Here is a 16,697-nt window from a genome sequence, read left to right as displayed (position 1 = left end):
AGTATGTACAGATTTGTTATGTCAAATCCGAATCCGCCGTTTCCCGCGCCCGAAGCGCCTTTCTGTTGATCTTGCCCGAAGAGGTCATTTCGAACCCGGGAACGAATTCGATTTCACGCGGCGCCTTGTAGGCGGCGAGCCGGTCGCGGACATGGGATTTCAACGCCTCGCTCAGCTCGGCCCCGGCGGCAGCGGATGCCGCAAGCCGGACAAAGGCCTTGACGATCTGGCCGCGCTCGGCGTCGGGCTTGCCGATCACCGCCGCCTCGGCCACGGCCGGATGCGCCAGCAGGCATTCCTCGATCTCCGCCGGGCCGATGCGAAAGCCGGAGGATTTGATCAGATCGTCGGATCGGCCCTTGTACCAGAAATAGCCATCGGCATCGCGCACCGCGAGGTCTTGGGTGCGCATCCAGTCTCCCAGCCGCAGCTCGGCCTCCTTTTCGGCATTGTTCAAATATCCAAGGTAGCGCGTCGGCGCGGTGGCCGGGGTCACGATCTCGCCAGGTTCGCCGTCAGCCACCTCGCGCCCCTCGGCATCGACCAGCGCCACCCTGTGGCCGGGATAGGCTACGCCCATAGAACCGGGCTTGCGCGGGTAAAGCGCGGCGCAATTGCCGATCAGGTGGTTGACCTCGGTCATGCCGTAGAACTCGTTGCAGACGACGCCCAGCCGCTCTTCGGCCCAGGTCAGAGTATCGGCCGCCAGCGCCTCGCCGCCGGTGCAGATCACCCGCAGCGCCAGATCATGATCGGCGCGCGGATCGGGCGTCTGCGCCAGCCGCTTGATCGCGGTGGGGGCGAGAAAGGTATGCGTCACCCGGTGCCGCGCCATGAAGGCATAGGCCCAATCGGCTTTGAACCGGGCCTCCGAGGTGACCACCGGCCGTCCTGCCAGCCAGGCCGGGAACAACATGTCGAGCAGCCCGCCGACCCAGGCCCAGTCCGAGGGCGACCAGAACACCGCATCCGCATCATCCATCGTCAGATCGAAGAACAGGCTGATCGAGGGCACGTAGGAGGCCAGCACCCGATGGCCGTGGCGAATGCCCTTGGGCATGCCGGTCGAGCCGGAGGTATACATCAAGAGCGCCTCGTCATCGGCGCCGGTGTACTCAGGAACAAAGCCTTCGGGCGCAGGCCCCGCCAGCACATCGCGCAGCTCGGTCTCTTCCCCGGTGGTCTCGGCCACCAGCACATGCGCCAGCGCCGGGAACAGCCCCGCTGCCTCGCTCCGCAGCCCCGACCAGCCGGCCTCGGTTGTCAGCAGACAACGCGCGCCGCAGTGGTTGAGCGCATGGGCCAGCGCATCCGGGCCATAGAGCTGCGACAGGGTGACCGCGACACCGCCCAGCTTGCAGACCGCCATATGGCCGATCGCAGTTTCCGGCCGCATGCCGGTGTGCAGACCGATCGGATCGCCCCGCCCGAAGCCGAGCGCCCGCAGATGCGCCGCCAGCGCCGTGGCTGCTCGGTCGATCTCGCCAAAGCTCCAGCGTTCGAGGCTGCCGTCGGGGCGTTCAAAGACCATCGCCGGCGCCGCGGAACGTCCGGCGGCCAACTGCCGACCGACCGTCATCGCAAAGATGTTGGCGTCCTCGGGAATGTCGATCTCGACGCCGCCGCCGCTGCGCCTGAGACCGATCCCGGCCAGGGCCTCGTCACTCCAGTCGGCGAACACTTCGGTTTTCATCTTCGGTCTCCTCCAACGCCAGCCACAGGCCGGCATCCTCTTCGGGCGGCACCAGATGGCCGCGACTTGTGGTCAGCTCGGGGGTCTTGATCCGTACCATCACGGCAGTATCGGCGCCGTCGAAACGGGCCAGCGCCCAGGCGGCCTCGGGGGTGTCGGTGCGGTGTTCGACGAGGGCGGTGCCGCCCAGTTCGATCCATTGGCCGTCCCGCGCGCCGCAGGCCACGCAGGTCAGCCCCGGCGGAAAGGCCACATGGCCGCAAACGCAGCGCCACGCCAGCGCCCGACCTTCGGCCAGCGCGTCGAAATGCGGCGCAAGCCGACCTTTGGGCAGGGTATAGTCAAGCCGCAGGCTGCGTTTCATCGCGGCGCCTCCAGGATCGAGACGGCGCAGAGCGTGGCAATGCCGCCGTGGGTGTCGACCAGCGCAAAGCGTGGCGGCACTGCTGGCCGCAACCCGTGATAGCGCCCCTCGAGCTGTTGTGCCGCCGCCAGCACCTGCGCCACGCCAGTGGCGCCCACCGGCGCGCCCTGCCCCAGCAGCCCGCCGGAGAGGTTGACCGGCAGCGCGCCCTCGGCGGTGAAATGGCCCGCACGTTCCGCCGCCAGCACGTCGTCCGTCAGCCCCAGCGCATCGAGCGCCTGCAATTGCGCGCCGGAAAAGCTGTCGTAGACCTCGGCCAGGCCGACGTCGGACAGGGCACATCCGGCCTGGCCCAGCGCCGCGCGCAGAGCGACGCGCTTGGCGAAGAACCGCCCCGGCGCGGCCCGGTCGCCCAGCCGTACCCGGTCATTGGCCACGCCCATGCCGGCCAGCCGCGCCCGGCCGGCCCCGGCGGGCAGATCCCCAGGCGCCGCGAGGATCACGCAGGCCGCACCATCGCTCAGCGGCGAGCAATCGAGCCGCCGATACGGCGTGGCGACGGCGGCCGAGGCGCGCACATCGGCCTCGGTCACATCGAGCGGCAGATGGGCAAAGCGGTTGTGTCGCGCGTTCTGGCGGTTGCGGGCGGCAACGCGGGCGAAATCCGCCTCGGTGGCGCCGGTCTCGGCCATCCAGGCCCGCGCCGAGAGCGCGTAGATCGCGGCCGAGCCGATACCGCTCTCGCCCTCTGACCAGGCGTCGTAGGACAGGCTGTAGAGCGCACCGACGCTGGCCCCGTCAAGATGCGACGCCGAAGCCTCGAAGCCCAGCACCGCCACCCGCCGCGCCAACCCCGCTGCCACCAGCGCCGCGCCGGCCTGTACCGCCAGATGGCCGGTGGCGCCGCCACCTTCGACCCGCTGCACCCGGATGCCGTGCAGCCCCAACGCATCGGCGATCATTGCCGCCGGATTGAGCTGCAAGGAAAAGAAATCGCTCTCGCTCGCCACCACCAGCGCATCCACATCCGCCACTTCGAGCGCCGCATCGCGCAGGGCCTCGTCAAAGGCCACGAGGCACCAGTCTCGCCAGGAGCTGCCGTCCTTGCGACGGTTGAACGGCGTCATCGCGCCGCCGGCGATCCGCAGATCCTTCATGCCCAGCCCTCGCGCCGGGCCCGCAGCACCAGCCCCGCCAGCAAGGCCAGCCCGGCCAGGTCGGCCAGGAACACCAGCGCCAGCAGGCCGAAGAGGCCAAAGACCGCCGCCGCCCAGGCCCCGGCGGCGGGCGCGGCCGCCATCATCAACAGACCGATCATCGCGATCACCCCGAGCCGCCGGGCAAAACCCGCCTGCGGCAGCCAATGCGCCGCCAGCAGCGGCCGCAGGATGGTATGCACCCCGTAGCAGCCGCCCTGGATCACCAGCGCCAGCAGCACCACCCCCATCCCCGCGCCGCCCAGCAGTACCAGCGGCGGCAGCAGCATCACCGTGAACAGCCCCAGCGCCGCCCGTTCGAGGCCCAGCCCTCCCTGCATCCGCTCCCAGGCCAGTCGCCCGGCGATCTGGGCCGGGCCGAGCACCATCGGCAGCACCAGCGCATTGGCCAGCCCGCGGGTCTCGGCCAGCTGCACCGGCAGCTGAAACAACAGCGCCGCATGGCCGAACATCAGCAGGGCAAAGGCCAGGCCAAAAACAAGCGTGCGCCCCCCCGGTGTAGCGGCACCGGGCACATGCCGGGCTTCGGGCGCGGGCGTGTCGGCCGGCTCTGGCGGCAGCAGCAGCACCCCGAGCAAGGCCAGCCCGGCAAAGGCGGCCAGGATCCACTGCCAGCCCAGCCCGGCCGCCGCCAGCCCCGAGACCAGCGGAAAGGTCAGCAGCGTGGCGAACCCGGCCAGCAGCGTCACCGCAACAATCGGCCGACGCGCCGCCGGGCCGAAGCGGCGGATCATCAGGCTGAAACAGGGGTCATAAAGCGACATCGCCATCGGCGCGCCCAGCAGCACCAGCGCGGCGGCAACCGCCCAGAGGCTCTGGCCCAGCGCCGCAATCAAAAGAAGCGCCGCGCCGCCCACCCCGGCCAGCCGCAGCCCGCGCGGCCCCCAGCCCCGGTCGACGGCGCTGCCTGCCAGCGGGCAGAGCATCGCCCAGACAAGAAACCCCGCGCTCACCGCCGCCGAGACCGCGACCGGCGACCAGCCCGTGTCGCGCAGCATATGCGGCAGCACCGCGGGCAGCAGGTAGTAGAAGGCCGACCAGAACAGCAATTGCGCCAGGGCATGGCGCACAACATAGCCACGGTCCTGGGCGGCAGACGCTGGCGGGGTTGCTGCTTGGGTGGCCACGGCGGGAGAATCCGGTATATTTGTTACTACAAATTGAGTATTACCAAATGGCGAGCCACTTGGCTACGACAAATCCGGCCCCTTTTCGGGCAACCGCAGGTCGGGCGCAGACGAATGTTCAGGATGGCAGCCGGCCCGGACGCGGCGATCAGGGGGTGAAATCCCAAGCGCCGGGCAACTTCAAACCGGCCGCGACATGGTCTTGCGCGGCCAGCACAGAGACACCATCGCGCAGCAGCCAGGGGTCGCGGGTCCGGCGCTGCCATTGCTCCAGCGCCGCGCGCATCTCGGCCAGAACCGCCCCATAGCCGGCATGGCCGGCAAGATTGTGAAGTTCCAGCGGATCTGCGGCGAGGTCGAAAAGCTCTTCGGCAGGGCGGCGAACCAGGCGTTCCAGCGGCCGGGCCCCGGCCCCGGCCCGGCGTATCGCCGCGAAGGACAGGGAGCCGTAGATGTCGGTAGAGACCGGAAAGGGCAACTGCCAGGCGACATTGCGATGATATTTGTAGCGCGTATCGCGCAAAAAGCGGGTGGGCCAGTAATTGGTGATCTCGTGAAAGGTGTGCGAGCCGAACACCCGATCCCACCCGGAACGGCGCGCGCGGTCGTGCAAGACCGGCAGCAGCGAGCGACCCTCGCGTCGGCGGCCGTCCTGCGGCGGCTCCACCCCGGCCCAGTCGAGAAAGGTGGGCAAGAGATCGACAAAGGAAACCAAGTTGGGATTGGCGACCCCCGCCCCCTGCCCCGGCACCCGCAGGATCAGCGGCAGATGGACGCCGGCGTCGAACAGCGTCGTCTTGGAATGCACGAAGGGCGCACCATTGTCTGATAGGAAGACCACCAAGGTCTCGTCCGCCGCGCCCTGCCGGTCAAGCGCATCGAGGACAAGGCCGACGCCGCGATCCATGCGGGCCACGGCGTGATGATAGGCGGCCAGCTCGTGCCGCACTTCGGGCAGGTCGGCAAGCCAGGGCGGCACGGTGACCGCTTCGGGCGCAAAGATCGGATCGGGTCCGGCGGGATCGCCAAACCCCGCCCGGCTGGCATCTCGGTGCGGGTCGATGAAGCCGACGGTCAGAAAGAACGGGCGCGCACCGGCCCCGGCGATGAAGGCCTCGGCCCGCGCTGCCACCCAGGCGACATCGCGGCTGTCACTTTCCTGGCGCGATGCCCAGGGATAGGTGCTGTCCGGGCCGAGGTGCACCTTGCCGACGATCCCGGTGGCATGGCCCGCCGCAGCCAGCAAATTGGGCGCAGTGGCGACATCGGCAAAGGTCTGGAAATGGTGGCGGCCGTGGTGCAGCCCGTATTGCCCGGACTGGTGCGTATGCAGGCCGGTCTGGATGACACTGCGGCTGCCGGAGCACGAGGCGGTGGAGGTGAATGCGTGGGTAAAGCGCGTGCCCTGCGCGGCCAATCGGTCGATATTGGGGGTCCGCGCCGAGGCATCGCCGTAACACCCCGCCGTCATCCCGAGGTCATCGGCGATCATCAGCAGAATGTTGCGGCGTCTCATGCCCAGCGATCCGCCAGCGGACCGGTGCCGCGCGGAAACTCGGCGATCAGGCGGCTCGCGGTGGCGCATCCGCGTCCCAGCGCCGCTTCGGGCGCCGCGCCCTCGGCGATGGCCGCGAGATAACCGGCGTTGAAGGCATCGCCGGCGCCGACCGTATCGAAAGGCGCGGTCGGCGGTGCGGATGCGTGGCAAACCCGGCCGCCCTGCCAGCAACTCGCGCCCCGGGGGCCGCGTTTGGCGATGATGTGGCAGCGCTCCGGCAGACCGTCAGAGAGGGACCGGGCGGCGGCGGCCAGATCATCTTCCGGCCGCGCGGCAAGCGCGGTCAGTTCCTTGTCATTGAGCAGCAGGTGATCGGACAGCGCGGCCCAGCCCATCACCTGGGCGCGGGTCGCAGGTGTCCAGCCGCCGTCGGGCCAGCCCGGATCAATGGCGATCCCGGCTCCGGCGCGGCGCAACCACGTGAGCAGCGCCTCACCCTCGGCCGCCAGTCCCGGCGTGGCGAAACCGCCCGCCACCAGCACCAGCGCATCCTCCAGCGGCCAGCCCTCGAGCAGCGCCTCGACCATTGCCAGATCAAGCGCGGCCAGATGCCCGCCGAAAGACAGAAAACTGCGTTCTGCCCCGTCGTGCAGCACCCCGAAGCTGATGCCCGTCTGTCCGTCCAGCCGGCGGATGCGGTCGAGCCGACCGGAAAACCGCGCCGCCAGGATATCTGCCAGAGGGTCGGAACCGACGGCCGAAATCAGCCCGGCGGGATGTTCCAACCGCTGCAAGGCAAGCGCCGTATTGGCGGCCGATCCGCCCGGGCGCAGGTCACAGCGGTCCAGAAAAGTCTCGGTGCCCGGCTCAGGCCAATGCGCCAGCGTGCCCATCACCAGATCGACGTTGAGATTGCCGATGACGCAGATCGATCGCGTCATGCCGCCTCTCCCGAGGTAACCTTGGTCGAGCGCAGCGGCGTTCCCATGTCGGGCACGCTCCGCTGCGCCACCGGCAGTGCGCGGAAAATCGCGGCCGCCAGCCGGGCCTCCGCCGGCGCCTGGCTGCAAGAGCTCGTCGGCGCGTCACGATGCTGCCGGGCCATTTCGGCATTGAGAATGTCGAGACCGGTCTCCGCCATCACTCTGCCTCCGGCGCGCGGGCAAGCGGACGGCCTTCGGCATCAAACAGATGCGCGCGGCTTTCGTCGGGCGCGACGCAGACCGTATCACCCGCCCCGATCCGCATCTGCCCCGGCGCGCGCACCACCAGGGGCGTCTCCGACTGCGCGGTTTCGACATGCACATAGGTGTCCGACCCCAGATCCTCGGTCAGCAGGACGCGGCCCGGCCAGCCCCGGCCGTCCGAGGACAGCGACAGGTGCTCGGGGCGGATGCCGTATTCCGCCGCCGCCCGGGCCGCGGCCGGTTCACCGGCAATGAAGTTCATCCGGGGGCTGCCGATGAAGCCGGCGACAAAGCGCGAGGCCGGGCGCTCATAGAGATCGAGCGGCGTGCCCACCTGTTCGACATGGCCGCCATTCAGAACGACGATCCGGTCGGCCAGCGTCATTGCCTCGACCTGATCGTGGGTGACATAGATCATCGTCGTGCCGGCCAGCCGCGCATGCAGCCGCGCGATCTCGACCCGGGTCTCGCCGCGCAGCGCGGCGTCGAGGTTCGACAACGGCTCGTCGAACAGGAACACCCGCGGCTTGCGGGTGATCGCCCGGCCGATGGCCACCCGCTGCCGCTGGCCGCCCGAAAGCGCGCGGGGCTTGCGCTCCAGCAGGTCCCCGATCTTGAGCATGCGCGCGGCGTCTTCGACCCGCGCGGCGATCTCGGACCTCGCCAGCTTCGCCTGTTCGAGCCCGAACGACATGTTCTCGCGCACCGTCATATGGGGGTAGAGCGCGTAGGATTGAAACACCATCGACACCCCGCGCGCGGCCGGCAACGCCTCGGTCATGTCCTCGCCGCCGATCCGCAGTTTGCCCGACGTGATGTCCTCCAGCCCGGCGATCATCCGCAGCAGGGTGGATTTGCCACAGCCCGAAGGGCCGACAAAGACGACGAATTCGCCCTTTTCCAGTGACAGGTCGACATCGGTGACAACCCGGGCTTTGCCGAAGGATTTGCAGATCTTGTTCAGCTCGACTTTGGCCATGGATTTATCCTTTCACCGCGCCGGCGGTCAGGCCGGAAATGATCTTTCTCTGGAAAACGAGGACCAGCGCAATCAGCGGCAGCGTCACGATCACCGAGGCCGCCATGATGCTGCCCCAGGGGATCTCGAACTCGCTCGCGCCCGAGATCAGCGCGATCGCGACCGGCACCGTGCGCTGAGTGTCGGTCGACATGAAGGTCAGCGCGAACAGGAATTCGTTCCACGCATGGATGAAGGCCAGCAGACCGGTCGTCACAAGCGCCGGCCACAGCAGCGGCAGGAACACCCTGCGGATGATCGTCAACGGCGCGGCGCCATCCATGATCGCCGCTTCCTCGATCTCCTTGGGCAGCTTGCGCATGAAGGTGGTCAGCACCCAGACGGTGAACGGCAGGGTGAAGATCATGTAGGAAAAGACCAGCGACCACAGCGAATTGAACAGACCCATCGCCCGGATCAATGCGAACAGCCCCGACAGGACGGCGATCTGCGGGAACATCGACACCGACAGGATCAGCAGCAGGATCTTGCCCCGCCCGAGAAACGGCACCCGGGCCAGCGCATAAGACGCGGTGACCGCGAACCCCAGCGACACGATCACCACGACGGTCGAGACAAAGACCGAATTGAGGATCTGCCGGCCAAAGACGCCATCCTCGAAGGCCGCGCGATAGTTCGACAGGTCGATGACCTTGGGAAGATAGTTAACGTCAAAGATCGCCTGCCCGCTCTCGAGCGAGGTGAGCACCGCGTAGTAGAAGGGGAACAGCGCCTGCGCCAGAATGATGGCCACCAGCGCGTAGAAGCCGGCGATTTTCGCGATCCGCATCAGTCGGTCTCCTTGCCTTCCAAATCCATCCGCGTGAGGTAGATGAACCCGATGGTGATCAGCGCCACGATCAGGAACAGCAACGTCGAGGCCGCCGAGCCATAAGCGAACTTGTCGTAATCGAAGAGGTTTTCGCGCGCATAGACCGACATGGTCCGGGTCGCGTCGGTGTTGGGCGTCAGCACGTAGACGATGTCGAAGACACGCAGCGCATCGAGCCCCCGGAACACCACCCCCACCAGCAGGGCCGGCATCACCAGCGGCAGCGTCACCTTGCGGAACACCCGCACCGGATTGATGCCGTCGAGCCGCGCAGCTTCGTAGATGTCATCCGGGATCATTTGCAGCCCGGCGAGGATCAACAGAGCCATGAAGGGGGTCGTCTTCCAGATATCGACCATCATCACCGCCGCCATGGCGGTATCGGCCGAGGCGGTCCAGGCGATCGGGGTGGCGATCAGGCCCAGCTTGATCAGCATGTCGTTGATGATGCCGAACTGATCATGCAGCATCCAGCCCCACATCTTGGCCGAAACCACGGTGGGGATCGCCCAGGGCACCAGCACCAGCGTGCGGACCACCGCACGGCCCGGGAATTTCGCGTTCAGCACCAGCGCGATGATCAGGCCGAACAGGGTCTCGAAAGAGACGCTGACCACCGCGAACCAGACGGTATTGCGCACCGCGCGCCACCAGCGGTCATCGGCCAGCAGGCCCAGCCATTCACCCTGGCCATTGCCGTAGTCGAGCCATTCGATGTAGTTGCGCAGCCCGACAAATCGCGCCGCATCGATATTGTTGAGCGAGGCATCGGTGAAGCCGAACCAGATCGTCTGGCCGAGCGGAAAGAGCGCGACGGCCCCCAACACGATCAGCATCGGGGCAAGAAACATCCATGCCGCCCTGGTGCGCTGTCGGGTCAGTCCTGTCTTCTGTGGCATGGTCGGGGTTCCGTGGATCTGTAGGGCCGCGCCGAACGGCGGCGCGGCCTGGTGGGGGTGCAGCCGGCCGAAGGCCTACCAGCCCGCGCCCTTGAGCCGGCTCAGCCGGGCGTTCAACCGGGCGACGGCGGCGCCGGCCTCCATCTCGCCGGACATCACGTCATGCGCGGCGGTCCAGATTTCCGAGGACACCTCGTTGTAATCGGCCTTGGTCGGCGCCGAGGGGCGCACGATGGCATTGTCGATCACCGGTTGCCACAGCGGAATGAACGGTTGCCGCGCGCCGATCTCTTCATCCTGGTAGAGCGCCGAAAGCGTGGGCGGCCTGGACGCCTCGATCGCGCGCTTGCGCTGGCTCTCGGTGTCGTTGAGGAAGCGCACCAGCTCGATCGCGGCGTCCTGATGCTCGGAATAGCGCGCCACGCCCAGGTGCGAGCCGCCGAGGATCGAGGCGCCCTGCCCCGAGGCCCCGGCCGGCAGGGTGGTGACATCGACGTCGTCCTTGATCGGACTATCCTCGCCGGTGACCAACGCATAGGCGTAATTCCAGTTGCGCATGAAGACCGCATTGCCCGACTGGAACACGCCGCGGGCGTCTTCCTCGGCATAGTTCAGCACGCCTTCGGGGGCGATGTCACCGACCCAGGTGGCGGCCAGCGTCAGTGCCTCGACGGCGGCCTCGTTATTGACCGAAATGGCGCCGTCCGGCTCGACCACCTGCCCGCCACCGTAAGACGCAATCCATTCCATCGCGTTGCAGGTCAGCCCTTCATAGGCCGCGCCCTGATAGACATAGCCCCAGAGCTCGGAATTGCCGGCGGCGCGTTCGGCCTCCATGATCTCCTTGGCGGTGGCGGTCAGCTCTTCCCAGGTTCCGGGCACCGGCTTGCCGTGTTTCTCCAGCAGGTCGGCGCGGTAATAGAGCGCCGGCGCGCCAAGAAACATCGGCAGCGCCACCAGCTTGCCATCGACCGTCTGGCTTTCCACCGCGGCGGGCACGAATTGATCGATGATATCGGCGGTGGCTTCGGTGAGGTCGATGAAGTGGTCGGCGAGTTGCGGCGCCCAGATGACGTCGAGCCGGTAAACATCGATGTCGGCGCTCTGCGCCGCCAGCCACAGCTTGTATTGCGCGAACTGATCGGTCGTGCGCTCCGGCATCGAGACGATGTTGACGGTATGCCCGGTTTCCGCTTCGAAGCGGTCAAGGTTGGCGCGCAGCACATCCTGATCGCGGCCAACCGCGCCGTGCACGATATTGAGCTCATCGGCGCTGACGAAACCGGCAAGGGCGGTGCTGGCCGCAAGGCTGAGCGTGAGGGTCTTCCACAGTGACATGTCGTTCTCCCTGGTGATGTTTACGCGCCTTTTCGGCAGAAGATGGGAGAGCCCCATGCCATCTGCCCGTCCGACTGGCGCAGCCGGACGTAAATGTTTTCCCCGTCTTCGACCGGGCCGAGCGGCACCGCGCCCGCCCATTGCCAGCGTGACGGTGCCGGCAGCGGATGAAAGCGGTAGGCCGGGCTGTCGATCGGCCCGAGATTGCCGGCAAGCGCGCCGTCGCACAGCCGCGCGGCATCAATATCGATGCGCTGGTCGCAAAGGTCGGCGAGGATCCGCGCGCCGGGCGCCAGCCGCAGCCGCAGGGCCAGACCCTGGGTGGCGGCGGTGGAATTGTTCGGATTGGCCTCGGCGGTCACGGCAAAGCGAGCAATTCCGCCCGCCAGCTGCGCCTCGGGCAACGCGTGGTCCGCATCCTCGCCTTCCAGCGGCGACACGACCTCCTGGCCGCGAAAGCGCGGTTCCAGCGCGAGTATCTCGCCACCCTCGACGCGGATCTCGCCGGTCCAGCGATGCGCCGATCCGCGCGCGCCCCAACCCAGCTCGAGATAGAGGATCGTCTCGCCCGCCCCGGTCAGCGGCGCCGGGTCCAGCGCCGGCGAGAGGCGGGCGTGCAGCCGGCCGTTACGGATCACGTCGATCACGTCGATCTCGCCGCCGGCGACCGCCTCGATGTCGAGCTGCGCCGCCTTGGCGGGTGCCATCACGCCGCCGGTCATTACATCGCCCACCGCGCTCAGCAGGTGGATATTGTCGCCGGTCAATGCCACGGTCCGACGCGCCATGATCGCGTCCCAGAGACCTGCCCGACCGGCATGATCGGCAAACACCGCCATGCGCCCGTGGCCGTAGGACCCGGGAAAGGCGCTGTGATGATCGGTATTGCCGACAACGCCAAAGACATGGCCCTGCGCCAGCCCCCACTGCATCGTCGAATGGCCATCCACAGGCCCCATGGAATGCAGGTAGCTGCGTGGGGTTTCGGAAGTTTCGGCGCAGCCGTGCATGGAGTTCATCTCCACCACCGGCGACAGCCGCTCTTCGAAGCTGTCCCAGTTGATCCCCCGCGCGCCCCGGCGATAGCCGATGTGATGCGGGAAGGCAAACGCGCGCCCCGGCATCTCGCGGTCCAGCAGGGCATGCAGCTCGGGCGGGCTGTCGGCGAACCAGAGCGGCGCGGGCGCGAGATCGCGGTACACGATGGTATAATCGCCGTGCTCGGATCCATGGATTTCATATCCCGGAAAAACCGTGAACGCCTCGGTCTCTGCCGCCGCCAACACCTCGAAATGGGCGCGCCAGCCGTCGCGCAGCCGGGCAAAGCCCTCGACGTGGAAATTGACGATATGCGCGACCGCCGGGTCATCGACCGGCATGTCCGGCCAATGGGCATGGCCGGTTATCGACACGAAATCAAGCTGCAACGCCGCCCGCGCCAGCGCATCGGCAAAGCGGCCATGACCATAGGACAGGTCGCAATGGTTGTGGATGTCGCCGAAACGCGGCGCCACGCCCAGGCGGCGGGCAAGCGGCAGGTCGGCCGGGGGCAGATAGGCGCGGCTCATAGGAACTCCTGGGTTCTGGGATCGACCGGGCGGCCCTGCGCGGCCAGACTCCGCTTGGCCGCGGCGACCAGCTCGAGCGAGACGAGCCCGTCGCGCACGCCGGCCGGTGGCAGCTCTCCGTCCATGAACCGGCGCATGGCGCGAACCAGTTCCAGATCGGCACCAAAATGCGAGCTCGACCTGTCCGCCGCTCCGGCCTCGATGATCTCGCGGTTCTTGCCATGGGCACTCACCAGGTCGATCTGGCCGGAATGCCGCTCCATCCGCAACCGGCCGTTGGCGCCGATGATCTCAAGCGTTTCCTGGTCTTCGGAATAGGGGCCGAAGATGGTGAAGAACAGCGTGGCCACCAGCCCGCTCGTAAAGCGCACGGTGACGACGGCGTGGTCGTCGATGTCGGCGCCGGGGAGATAGACACAATTGTCGTTGCGGTCCTGCGCGGCCTCGGCGGTCAGCCAGCTGTCGTTGGGAACCCGGCCGACGCCCTCGGCCTTGTCGATCAACGTCTCGTGGCGGCGGTAAGGGCAGTCGCGGTCGCATTCGGAACAACGCGCCGGTGCCGTCGGATCTGGGGCAAAGATCGTCGTGCGCCCGCCGGTCGCGGTGACCGAAACCGGCTCGCAGCCCGCGATCCAGTTCAGCACGTCGAAATGATGCGAGCCCTTGTCATTGATCGCCCCGCCCGAGGCTGCATCCTCGCGGTGCCAGAGTTGCAGATAACGGCTGTAGGGAATGACCGAACGCAACAGCACCATGCGGGGTTCGGCGATCGCCTCGGTGCGGGCCAGGCCGATGGCTTCGATCCAGGGCCGCTCGTAGCGGCGGGTAAAGCCCATCATGATCGGTTGGCCGCTCTCGGCCTCGATCGCGACGATCCCGCGGGCATCCGCGAGACTGACGGAAATCGGCTTGTCGAGATAGATGCGCTTGCCCGCCGCCGCCGCCACGCGCACCGGTTCGAGATGGGCGTTTGTATGGGTGGTGACGATGACAAGGTCGACCTGCGGATCGGACACCGCTTCGGCCAGGCTGACGGCGGGGCGGGCCAGAGGGCCGAGGCCCTGGCTGGCATAGATCGCATTGAGATGCCGGGCCGCCATCTGTGCCCGCTCGGGCAGCCGGTCATGCACCGCGACGATGCGAAACCCGGTCTCGCGCGCCAGTTCCGCCATCCGGCTGCCGACGTAATAGATGCCGCGTTCGCCCGCGCCGATCACCGCGACGCCGATGCTGCGTTGGCCCGATCCGGGCGTATAGCTGGCCGTCGGATGTGCGGAACTCTGTGGCATGGGCGCTCCCGAATGCTCGATTCGGGATCAGGTTAAATGAGTATAACTCATGCCACATCCAGGGTTATACTCACCCGGTGACATCAACTGTCAGGTCGTCGACGCTGCCGAACCTGGCCGTGTGGATCGGCAGGTAATGCACCTCGGGCGGCGGCCCGTCGGGCGTGAGCCGGTCGCGCAGCACCCGCTCGAAGGTGTCGATCTTTTCGGCGTCGGCATTGCCGACGGTGTCGAACCGGTTCAAGTGCTCCGACGGGAAATCCACGCTGCCCAACATCATCACCGAAAGATCGCGCCCCGGCACGATGCCGTTTTCCCAAAGCGCGCGATCGAGCAGATAGCCCTCGACCACGCCCCAGGTGATCAGCCCGGTCACGCTCAGCGCGCCGTCATCGCCGCGCAACCCTGCGATCGAGGTCGAGATGTCGGCGCCCGGGAAGGAGCCCGGCAGCGCATCGAGCTCGATCAGCCAGCCTGCCCCCTGCCCCGCGGCGTCGCTCAGGCGCTGATATTCCCGCCGCGCCATGGCGATCGGCCGGGCCGAATGCGCCGAGGTGAGAAAGCCGATGCGCTCATGCCCCGCAGCGCGCAGGTTGCGCCAGGCCAGCGCGAAGGCCTCGCGCCAGTTTGTGCCGATCGCATCCATCCGAAGCCCGGTGGCCGAGATGCCGTCGAACACCACAGAACCCGCGATCTCGGTGATCCGCGACAGAAATGGCAGAGGCAGCGTCTCGAAATGGGTCTGTAGCAGGCACACCCGGAACCGCCCGATCCGCGACAGAATCGAAAGCGCCTGCGCCTCGTCGGTGAACCCCAGAAGCAGGATCGAGATGCCGGCCGCCTTCATCCGCTTTTCGATCTCGAGGATCAGGGTCCGGGCCAGCCGGCTGTCCGAGACCTTGTAGAGCAGCAGGATGTCGGCCTCATGCGCCGGTGCGGAAGGAACCGGGTCGCGGATGACGATCCCCAGCCCGCGCCGCACCTCGAGCTGTCCGGTCGCGATGAAAGGCGCCAGCGCACGTTCGACCACCCGCTGCGAGGTGCGGAACCGGCGCATGAGCTCGCGCATTGTCGGCAGCCGCGCGCCGGGACCGCACCGGTCGATCTCGGCCGTGATCCAGCTGGCGAGCCGATCCTGCGTCGCCTCGGTCACGGCAGGCGGACCGGGCGGATGGAAACTGTGTATGAGGTCGGAACCACGGGGTATTCGGCGCCCTGAGTGATGGTGATCGTGTCAGGACAGGCTACAGGCAATGCCGCCGGGCTCCAAGCCGGGGCGGATCACTCCTGGAAGATGACGAAATGCTTCTCGCAGGTCTCCAGCACTTCCCAATGACCGCGAAAGCCGTTGGGAATCAGGAAGCTGTCGCCGGGGCCGAACTCCTGCCTGTGGCCGTCCTCGTGGATCAGCGCACAGCGGCCGCGCAGGATGTAGCAATATTCGTCGCGGCCGGTGAAAGCCTGCCAGCGCCCCGGAGTCGAGACCCAGCTTCCGGCCTTCAGCCGCCCCCCTGCCCCGTCATAGTGCAATCCGATCTGCTGGTGCGGATCGCCATCGGAGACACGGCCGGGCTCGTCGGCGAGGCGGCGTTCGGAGGTGTCGGCGGCGGCGGTCGACAGGTTGATGACATGGCTCATAGGGCAGGCTCCGGTTCGGCAAGGCAGGCGGCATCGGCCTGGGCGGCGGTGACGGCGATCATGTGCAGGATGTCCTCGGAGGAACAGCCGCGCGACAGATCGTTGGCCGGTTTGGCCAGACCTTGAAGCACCGGGCCGATGGCCACCGCACCGCCCAGACGCTGGGCGATCTTGTAGGCGATGTTGCCGCTTTCGAGGTTGGGAAAGACAAAGACGTTGGCATTGCCGCCCAGCGGCGAATCCTTGGCCTTGGCGGCGGCGACATCGGGCACGAAGGCGGCGTCGAACTGCAATTCGCCATCGATCAGCAGCGTCGGATCGGCGGCCCGTGCCAGCGCCGTGGCCTGCACCACCTTGGAGACCGAGTCATGCGCGGCGCTGCCCCGGGTCGAGAACGACAGCATGGCAACTCGCGGCACCTCGGCGGTCAGCGTGCGAAAGCTTTCGGCGGCAGAACGCGCGATGATCGCCATTTCCTCGGCGTCGGGATCGATCACCAGGCCGCTGTCGGCAAAGATATGAGCGCCTTTCTTGGCGTGTTGTTCGGCACAGAACAGCATCAGGAAAAAGCTCGACACCAGCGGCGTGCCGGGTTTCGGCCCGATCACCTGGATCGCGGTGCGCACGATCTCGGCGGTGGTGGCGACGGCGCCGCCGATGGTGCCGTCGGCCTGCCCCGAGGCCACCAGCGCGGCGGCAAAGACATGGGCATTGTTCACCGCCGCGCGGGCGGCCTCGGGCGTGACGCCCTTGTGCTTCCGGCGGGCGTGAAACAGCGCCGCCAGATCGTCGGACAGCGGAGAGGTTTCGGGATCGTGCAGCGCAATGCCCTCGGCGGAGAGGCCCGCCGCGGCAAATCCGGCGCGCATCGCGGCTTCGGGGCCCACCAGAATGGGCCTGGCGATCTGCCTGTCGCGGGCGGCGCAGGCCGCCTGGATGACGCGGGGATCGGCACCCTCGCTGAGCACGATGCGGCGGTTCGAGCGGGCGGCATTGGCCAGCAGCATTTCGAGCGGTTTCATGACATGG

Annotated in this window: 16 protein-coding genes; all 16 read right to left on the bottom strand. The window is 67.6% G+C overall.

What is annotated here, in order from left to right; translation table 11 throughout:
• Positions 1-16: 16 nt before the first annotated feature.
• Positions 17-1,693, bottom strand: a complete 1,677-nt coding sequence (locus tag BMW90_RS18045; RefSeq protein ID WP_170850583.1) for an acetate--CoA ligase — start codon at positions 1,691-1,693, stop codon at positions 17-19.
• Positions 1,662-2,057, bottom strand: a complete 396-nt coding sequence (locus tag BMW90_RS26440; RefSeq protein ID WP_074837767.1) for a PhlB family protein — start codon at positions 2,055-2,057, stop codon at positions 1,662-1,664. Before BMW90_RS26440 ends, BMW90_RS18045 begins: the two co-directional genes overlap by 32 nt.
• On the bottom strand, positions 2,054-3,214 hold the full coding sequence (locus BMW90_RS18035; protein WP_074837766.1) for a thiolase family protein: 1,161 nt from the start codon (positions 3,212-3,214) through the stop codon (positions 2,054-2,056). Before BMW90_RS18035 ends, BMW90_RS26440 begins: the two co-directional genes overlap by 4 nt.
• The gene (locus tag BMW90_RS18030) at positions 3,211-4,401 is read right to left on the bottom strand and encodes an MFS transporter (protein ID WP_170850582.1); all 1,191 of its coding nucleotides are present in this window, start codon (positions 4,399-4,401) and stop codon (positions 3,211-3,213) included. The genes BMW90_RS18035 and BMW90_RS18030 overlap by 4 nt, the downstream gene beginning before the upstream one ends.
• Positions 4,402-4,549: 148 nt before the next feature.
• Entirely contained in the window at positions 4,550-5,917 is a 1,368-nt protein-coding gene (locus BMW90_RS18025; RefSeq protein ID WP_074837764.1) for a sulfatase family protein, read from the bottom strand.
• Positions 5,914-6,840: a carbohydrate kinase family protein gene (locus tag BMW90_RS18020; RefSeq protein ID WP_074837763.1), complete on the bottom strand. Its 927-nt coding sequence runs from the start codon at positions 6,838-6,840 to the stop codon at positions 5,914-5,916. The genes BMW90_RS18025 and BMW90_RS18020 overlap by 4 nt, the downstream gene beginning before the upstream one ends.
• Complete coding sequence (locus BMW90_RS18015) at positions 6,837-7,040, bottom strand: hypothetical protein (RefSeq protein ID WP_074837762.1); 204 nt, start codon at positions 7,038-7,040, stop codon at positions 6,837-6,839. Before BMW90_RS18015 ends, BMW90_RS18020 begins: the two co-directional genes overlap by 4 nt.
• Positions 7,040-8,065 carry an ABC transporter ATP-binding protein gene (locus BMW90_RS18010; protein WP_074837761.1) on the bottom strand — a complete coding sequence of 342 codons (1,026 nt, stop codon included), beginning with the start codon at positions 8,063-8,065 and terminating at the stop codon, positions 7,040-7,042. Before BMW90_RS18010 ends, BMW90_RS18015 begins: the two co-directional genes overlap by 1 nt.
• Before the next feature lie 4 nt (positions 8,066-8,069).
• On the bottom strand, positions 8,070-8,894 hold the full coding sequence (locus BMW90_RS18005) for a carbohydrate ABC transporter permease (RefSeq protein ID WP_139211459.1): 825 nt from the start codon (positions 8,892-8,894) through the stop codon (positions 8,070-8,072).
• Positions 8,894-9,835: a carbohydrate ABC transporter permease gene (locus BMW90_RS18000; RefSeq protein ID WP_074837759.1), complete on the bottom strand. Its 942-nt coding sequence runs from the start codon at positions 9,833-9,835 to the stop codon at positions 8,894-8,896. The genes BMW90_RS18005 and BMW90_RS18000 overlap by 1 nt, the downstream gene beginning before the upstream one ends.
• Positions 9,836-9,910: 75 nt before the next feature.
• Positions 9,911-11,173 carry an ABC transporter substrate-binding protein gene (locus BMW90_RS17995; RefSeq protein WP_074837758.1) on the bottom strand — a complete coding sequence of 421 codons (1,263 nt, stop codon included), beginning with the start codon at positions 11,171-11,173 and terminating at the stop codon, positions 9,911-9,913.
• A 20-nt stretch (positions 11,174-11,193) separates the two neighbouring features.
• The gene (locus BMW90_RS17990) at positions 11,194-12,741 is read right to left on the bottom strand and encodes a CehA/McbA family metallohydrolase domain-containing protein (protein WP_074837757.1); all 1,548 of its coding nucleotides are present in this window, start codon (positions 12,739-12,741) and stop codon (positions 11,194-11,196) included.
• Positions 12,738-14,030 carry a Gfo/Idh/MocA family protein gene (locus tag BMW90_RS17985; protein WP_074837756.1) on the bottom strand — a complete coding sequence of 431 codons (1,293 nt, stop codon included), beginning with the start codon at positions 14,028-14,030 and terminating at the stop codon, positions 12,738-12,740. Before BMW90_RS17985 ends, BMW90_RS17990 begins: the two co-directional genes overlap by 4 nt.
• 70 nt (positions 14,031-14,100) lie before the next feature.
• Positions 14,101-15,183, bottom strand: coding sequence for a GntR family transcriptional regulator (locus BMW90_RS17980; RefSeq protein WP_074837755.1), 1,083 nt, complete (start codon positions 15,181-15,183; stop codon positions 14,101-14,103).
• A 128-nt stretch (positions 15,184-15,311) separates the two neighbouring features.
• On the bottom strand, positions 15,312-15,668 hold the full coding sequence (locus tag BMW90_RS17975) for a cupin domain-containing protein (protein WP_074837754.1): 357 nt from the start codon (positions 15,666-15,668) through the stop codon (positions 15,312-15,314).
• Positions 15,665-16,690 (bottom strand): phosphate acetyltransferase, encoded by a 1,026-nt coding sequence (pta, locus tag BMW90_RS17970; protein WP_074837753.1) that lies wholly within the window; start codon positions 16,688-16,690, stop codon positions 15,665-15,667. The genes BMW90_RS17975 and pta overlap by 4 nt, the downstream gene beginning before the upstream one ends.
• Positions 16,691-16,697 lie beyond the last annotated feature (7 nt).

This window comes from Marinovum algicola (assembly GCF_900109145.1).
Lineage (GTDB): Bacteria > Pseudomonadota > Alphaproteobacteria > Rhodobacterales > Rhodobacteraceae > Marinovum > Marinovum algicola.
The sequence above is the reverse complement of the archived record's forward strand: the minus strand, read 5'-3'. Positions and strand labels throughout refer to the sequence as shown.

Excerpts from the sequence above, each read along its gene's own strand:
- BMW90_RS18020 (WP_074837763.1), bottom strand. The coding sequence starts at position 6,840 with ATGACGCGATCGATCTGCGTCATCGGCAATCTCAACGTCGATCTGGTG.
- BMW90_RS17985 (WP_074837756.1), bottom strand. The coding sequence starts at position 14,030 with ATGCCACAGAGTTCCGCACATCCGACGGCCAGCTATACGCCCGGATCG.
- BMW90_RS18015 (WP_074837762.1), bottom strand. The coding sequence starts at position 7,040 with ATGGCGGAGACCGGTCTCGACATTCTCAATGCCGAAATGGCCCGGCAG.
- BMW90_RS17975 (WP_074837754.1), bottom strand. The coding sequence starts at position 15,668 with ATGAGCCATGTCATCAACCTGTCGACCGCCGCCGCCGACACCTCCGAA.
- BMW90_RS26440 (WP_074837767.1), bottom strand. The coding sequence starts at position 2,057 with ATGAAACGCAGCCTGCGGCTTGACTATACCCTGCCCAAAGGTCGGCTT.
- BMW90_RS17990 (WP_074837757.1), bottom strand. The coding sequence starts at position 12,741 with ATGAGCCGCGCCTATCTGCCCCCGGCCGACCTGCCGCTTGCCCGCCGC.
- BMW90_RS18045 (WP_170850583.1), bottom strand. The coding sequence starts at position 1,693 with ATGAAAACCGAAGTGTTCGCCGACTGGAGTGACGAGGCCCTGGCCGGG.
- BMW90_RS18035 (WP_074837766.1), bottom strand. The coding sequence starts at position 3,214 with ATGAAGGATCTGCGGATCGCCGGCGGCGCGATGACGCCGTTCAACCGT.
- pta (WP_074837753.1), bottom strand. The coding sequence starts at position 16,690 with ATGAAACCGCTCGAAATGCTGCTGGCCAATGCCGCCCGCTCGAACCGC.
- BMW90_RS18025 (WP_074837764.1), bottom strand. The coding sequence starts at position 5,917 with ATGAGACGCCGCAACATTCTGCTGATGATCGCCGATGACCTCGGGATG.
- BMW90_RS17995 (WP_074837758.1), bottom strand. The coding sequence starts at position 11,173 with ATGTCACTGTGGAAGACCCTCACGCTCAGCCTTGCGGCCAGCACCGCC.
- BMW90_RS18000 (WP_074837759.1), bottom strand. The coding sequence starts at position 9,835 with ATGCCACAGAAGACAGGACTGACCCGACAGCGCACCAGGGCGGCATGG.
- BMW90_RS18010 (WP_074837761.1), bottom strand. The coding sequence starts at position 8,065 with ATGGCCAAAGTCGAGCTGAACAAGATCTGCAAATCCTTCGGCAAAGCC.
- BMW90_RS18005 (WP_139211459.1), bottom strand. The coding sequence starts at position 8,894 with ATGCGGATCGCGAAAATCGCCGGCTTCTACGCGCTGGTGGCCATCATT.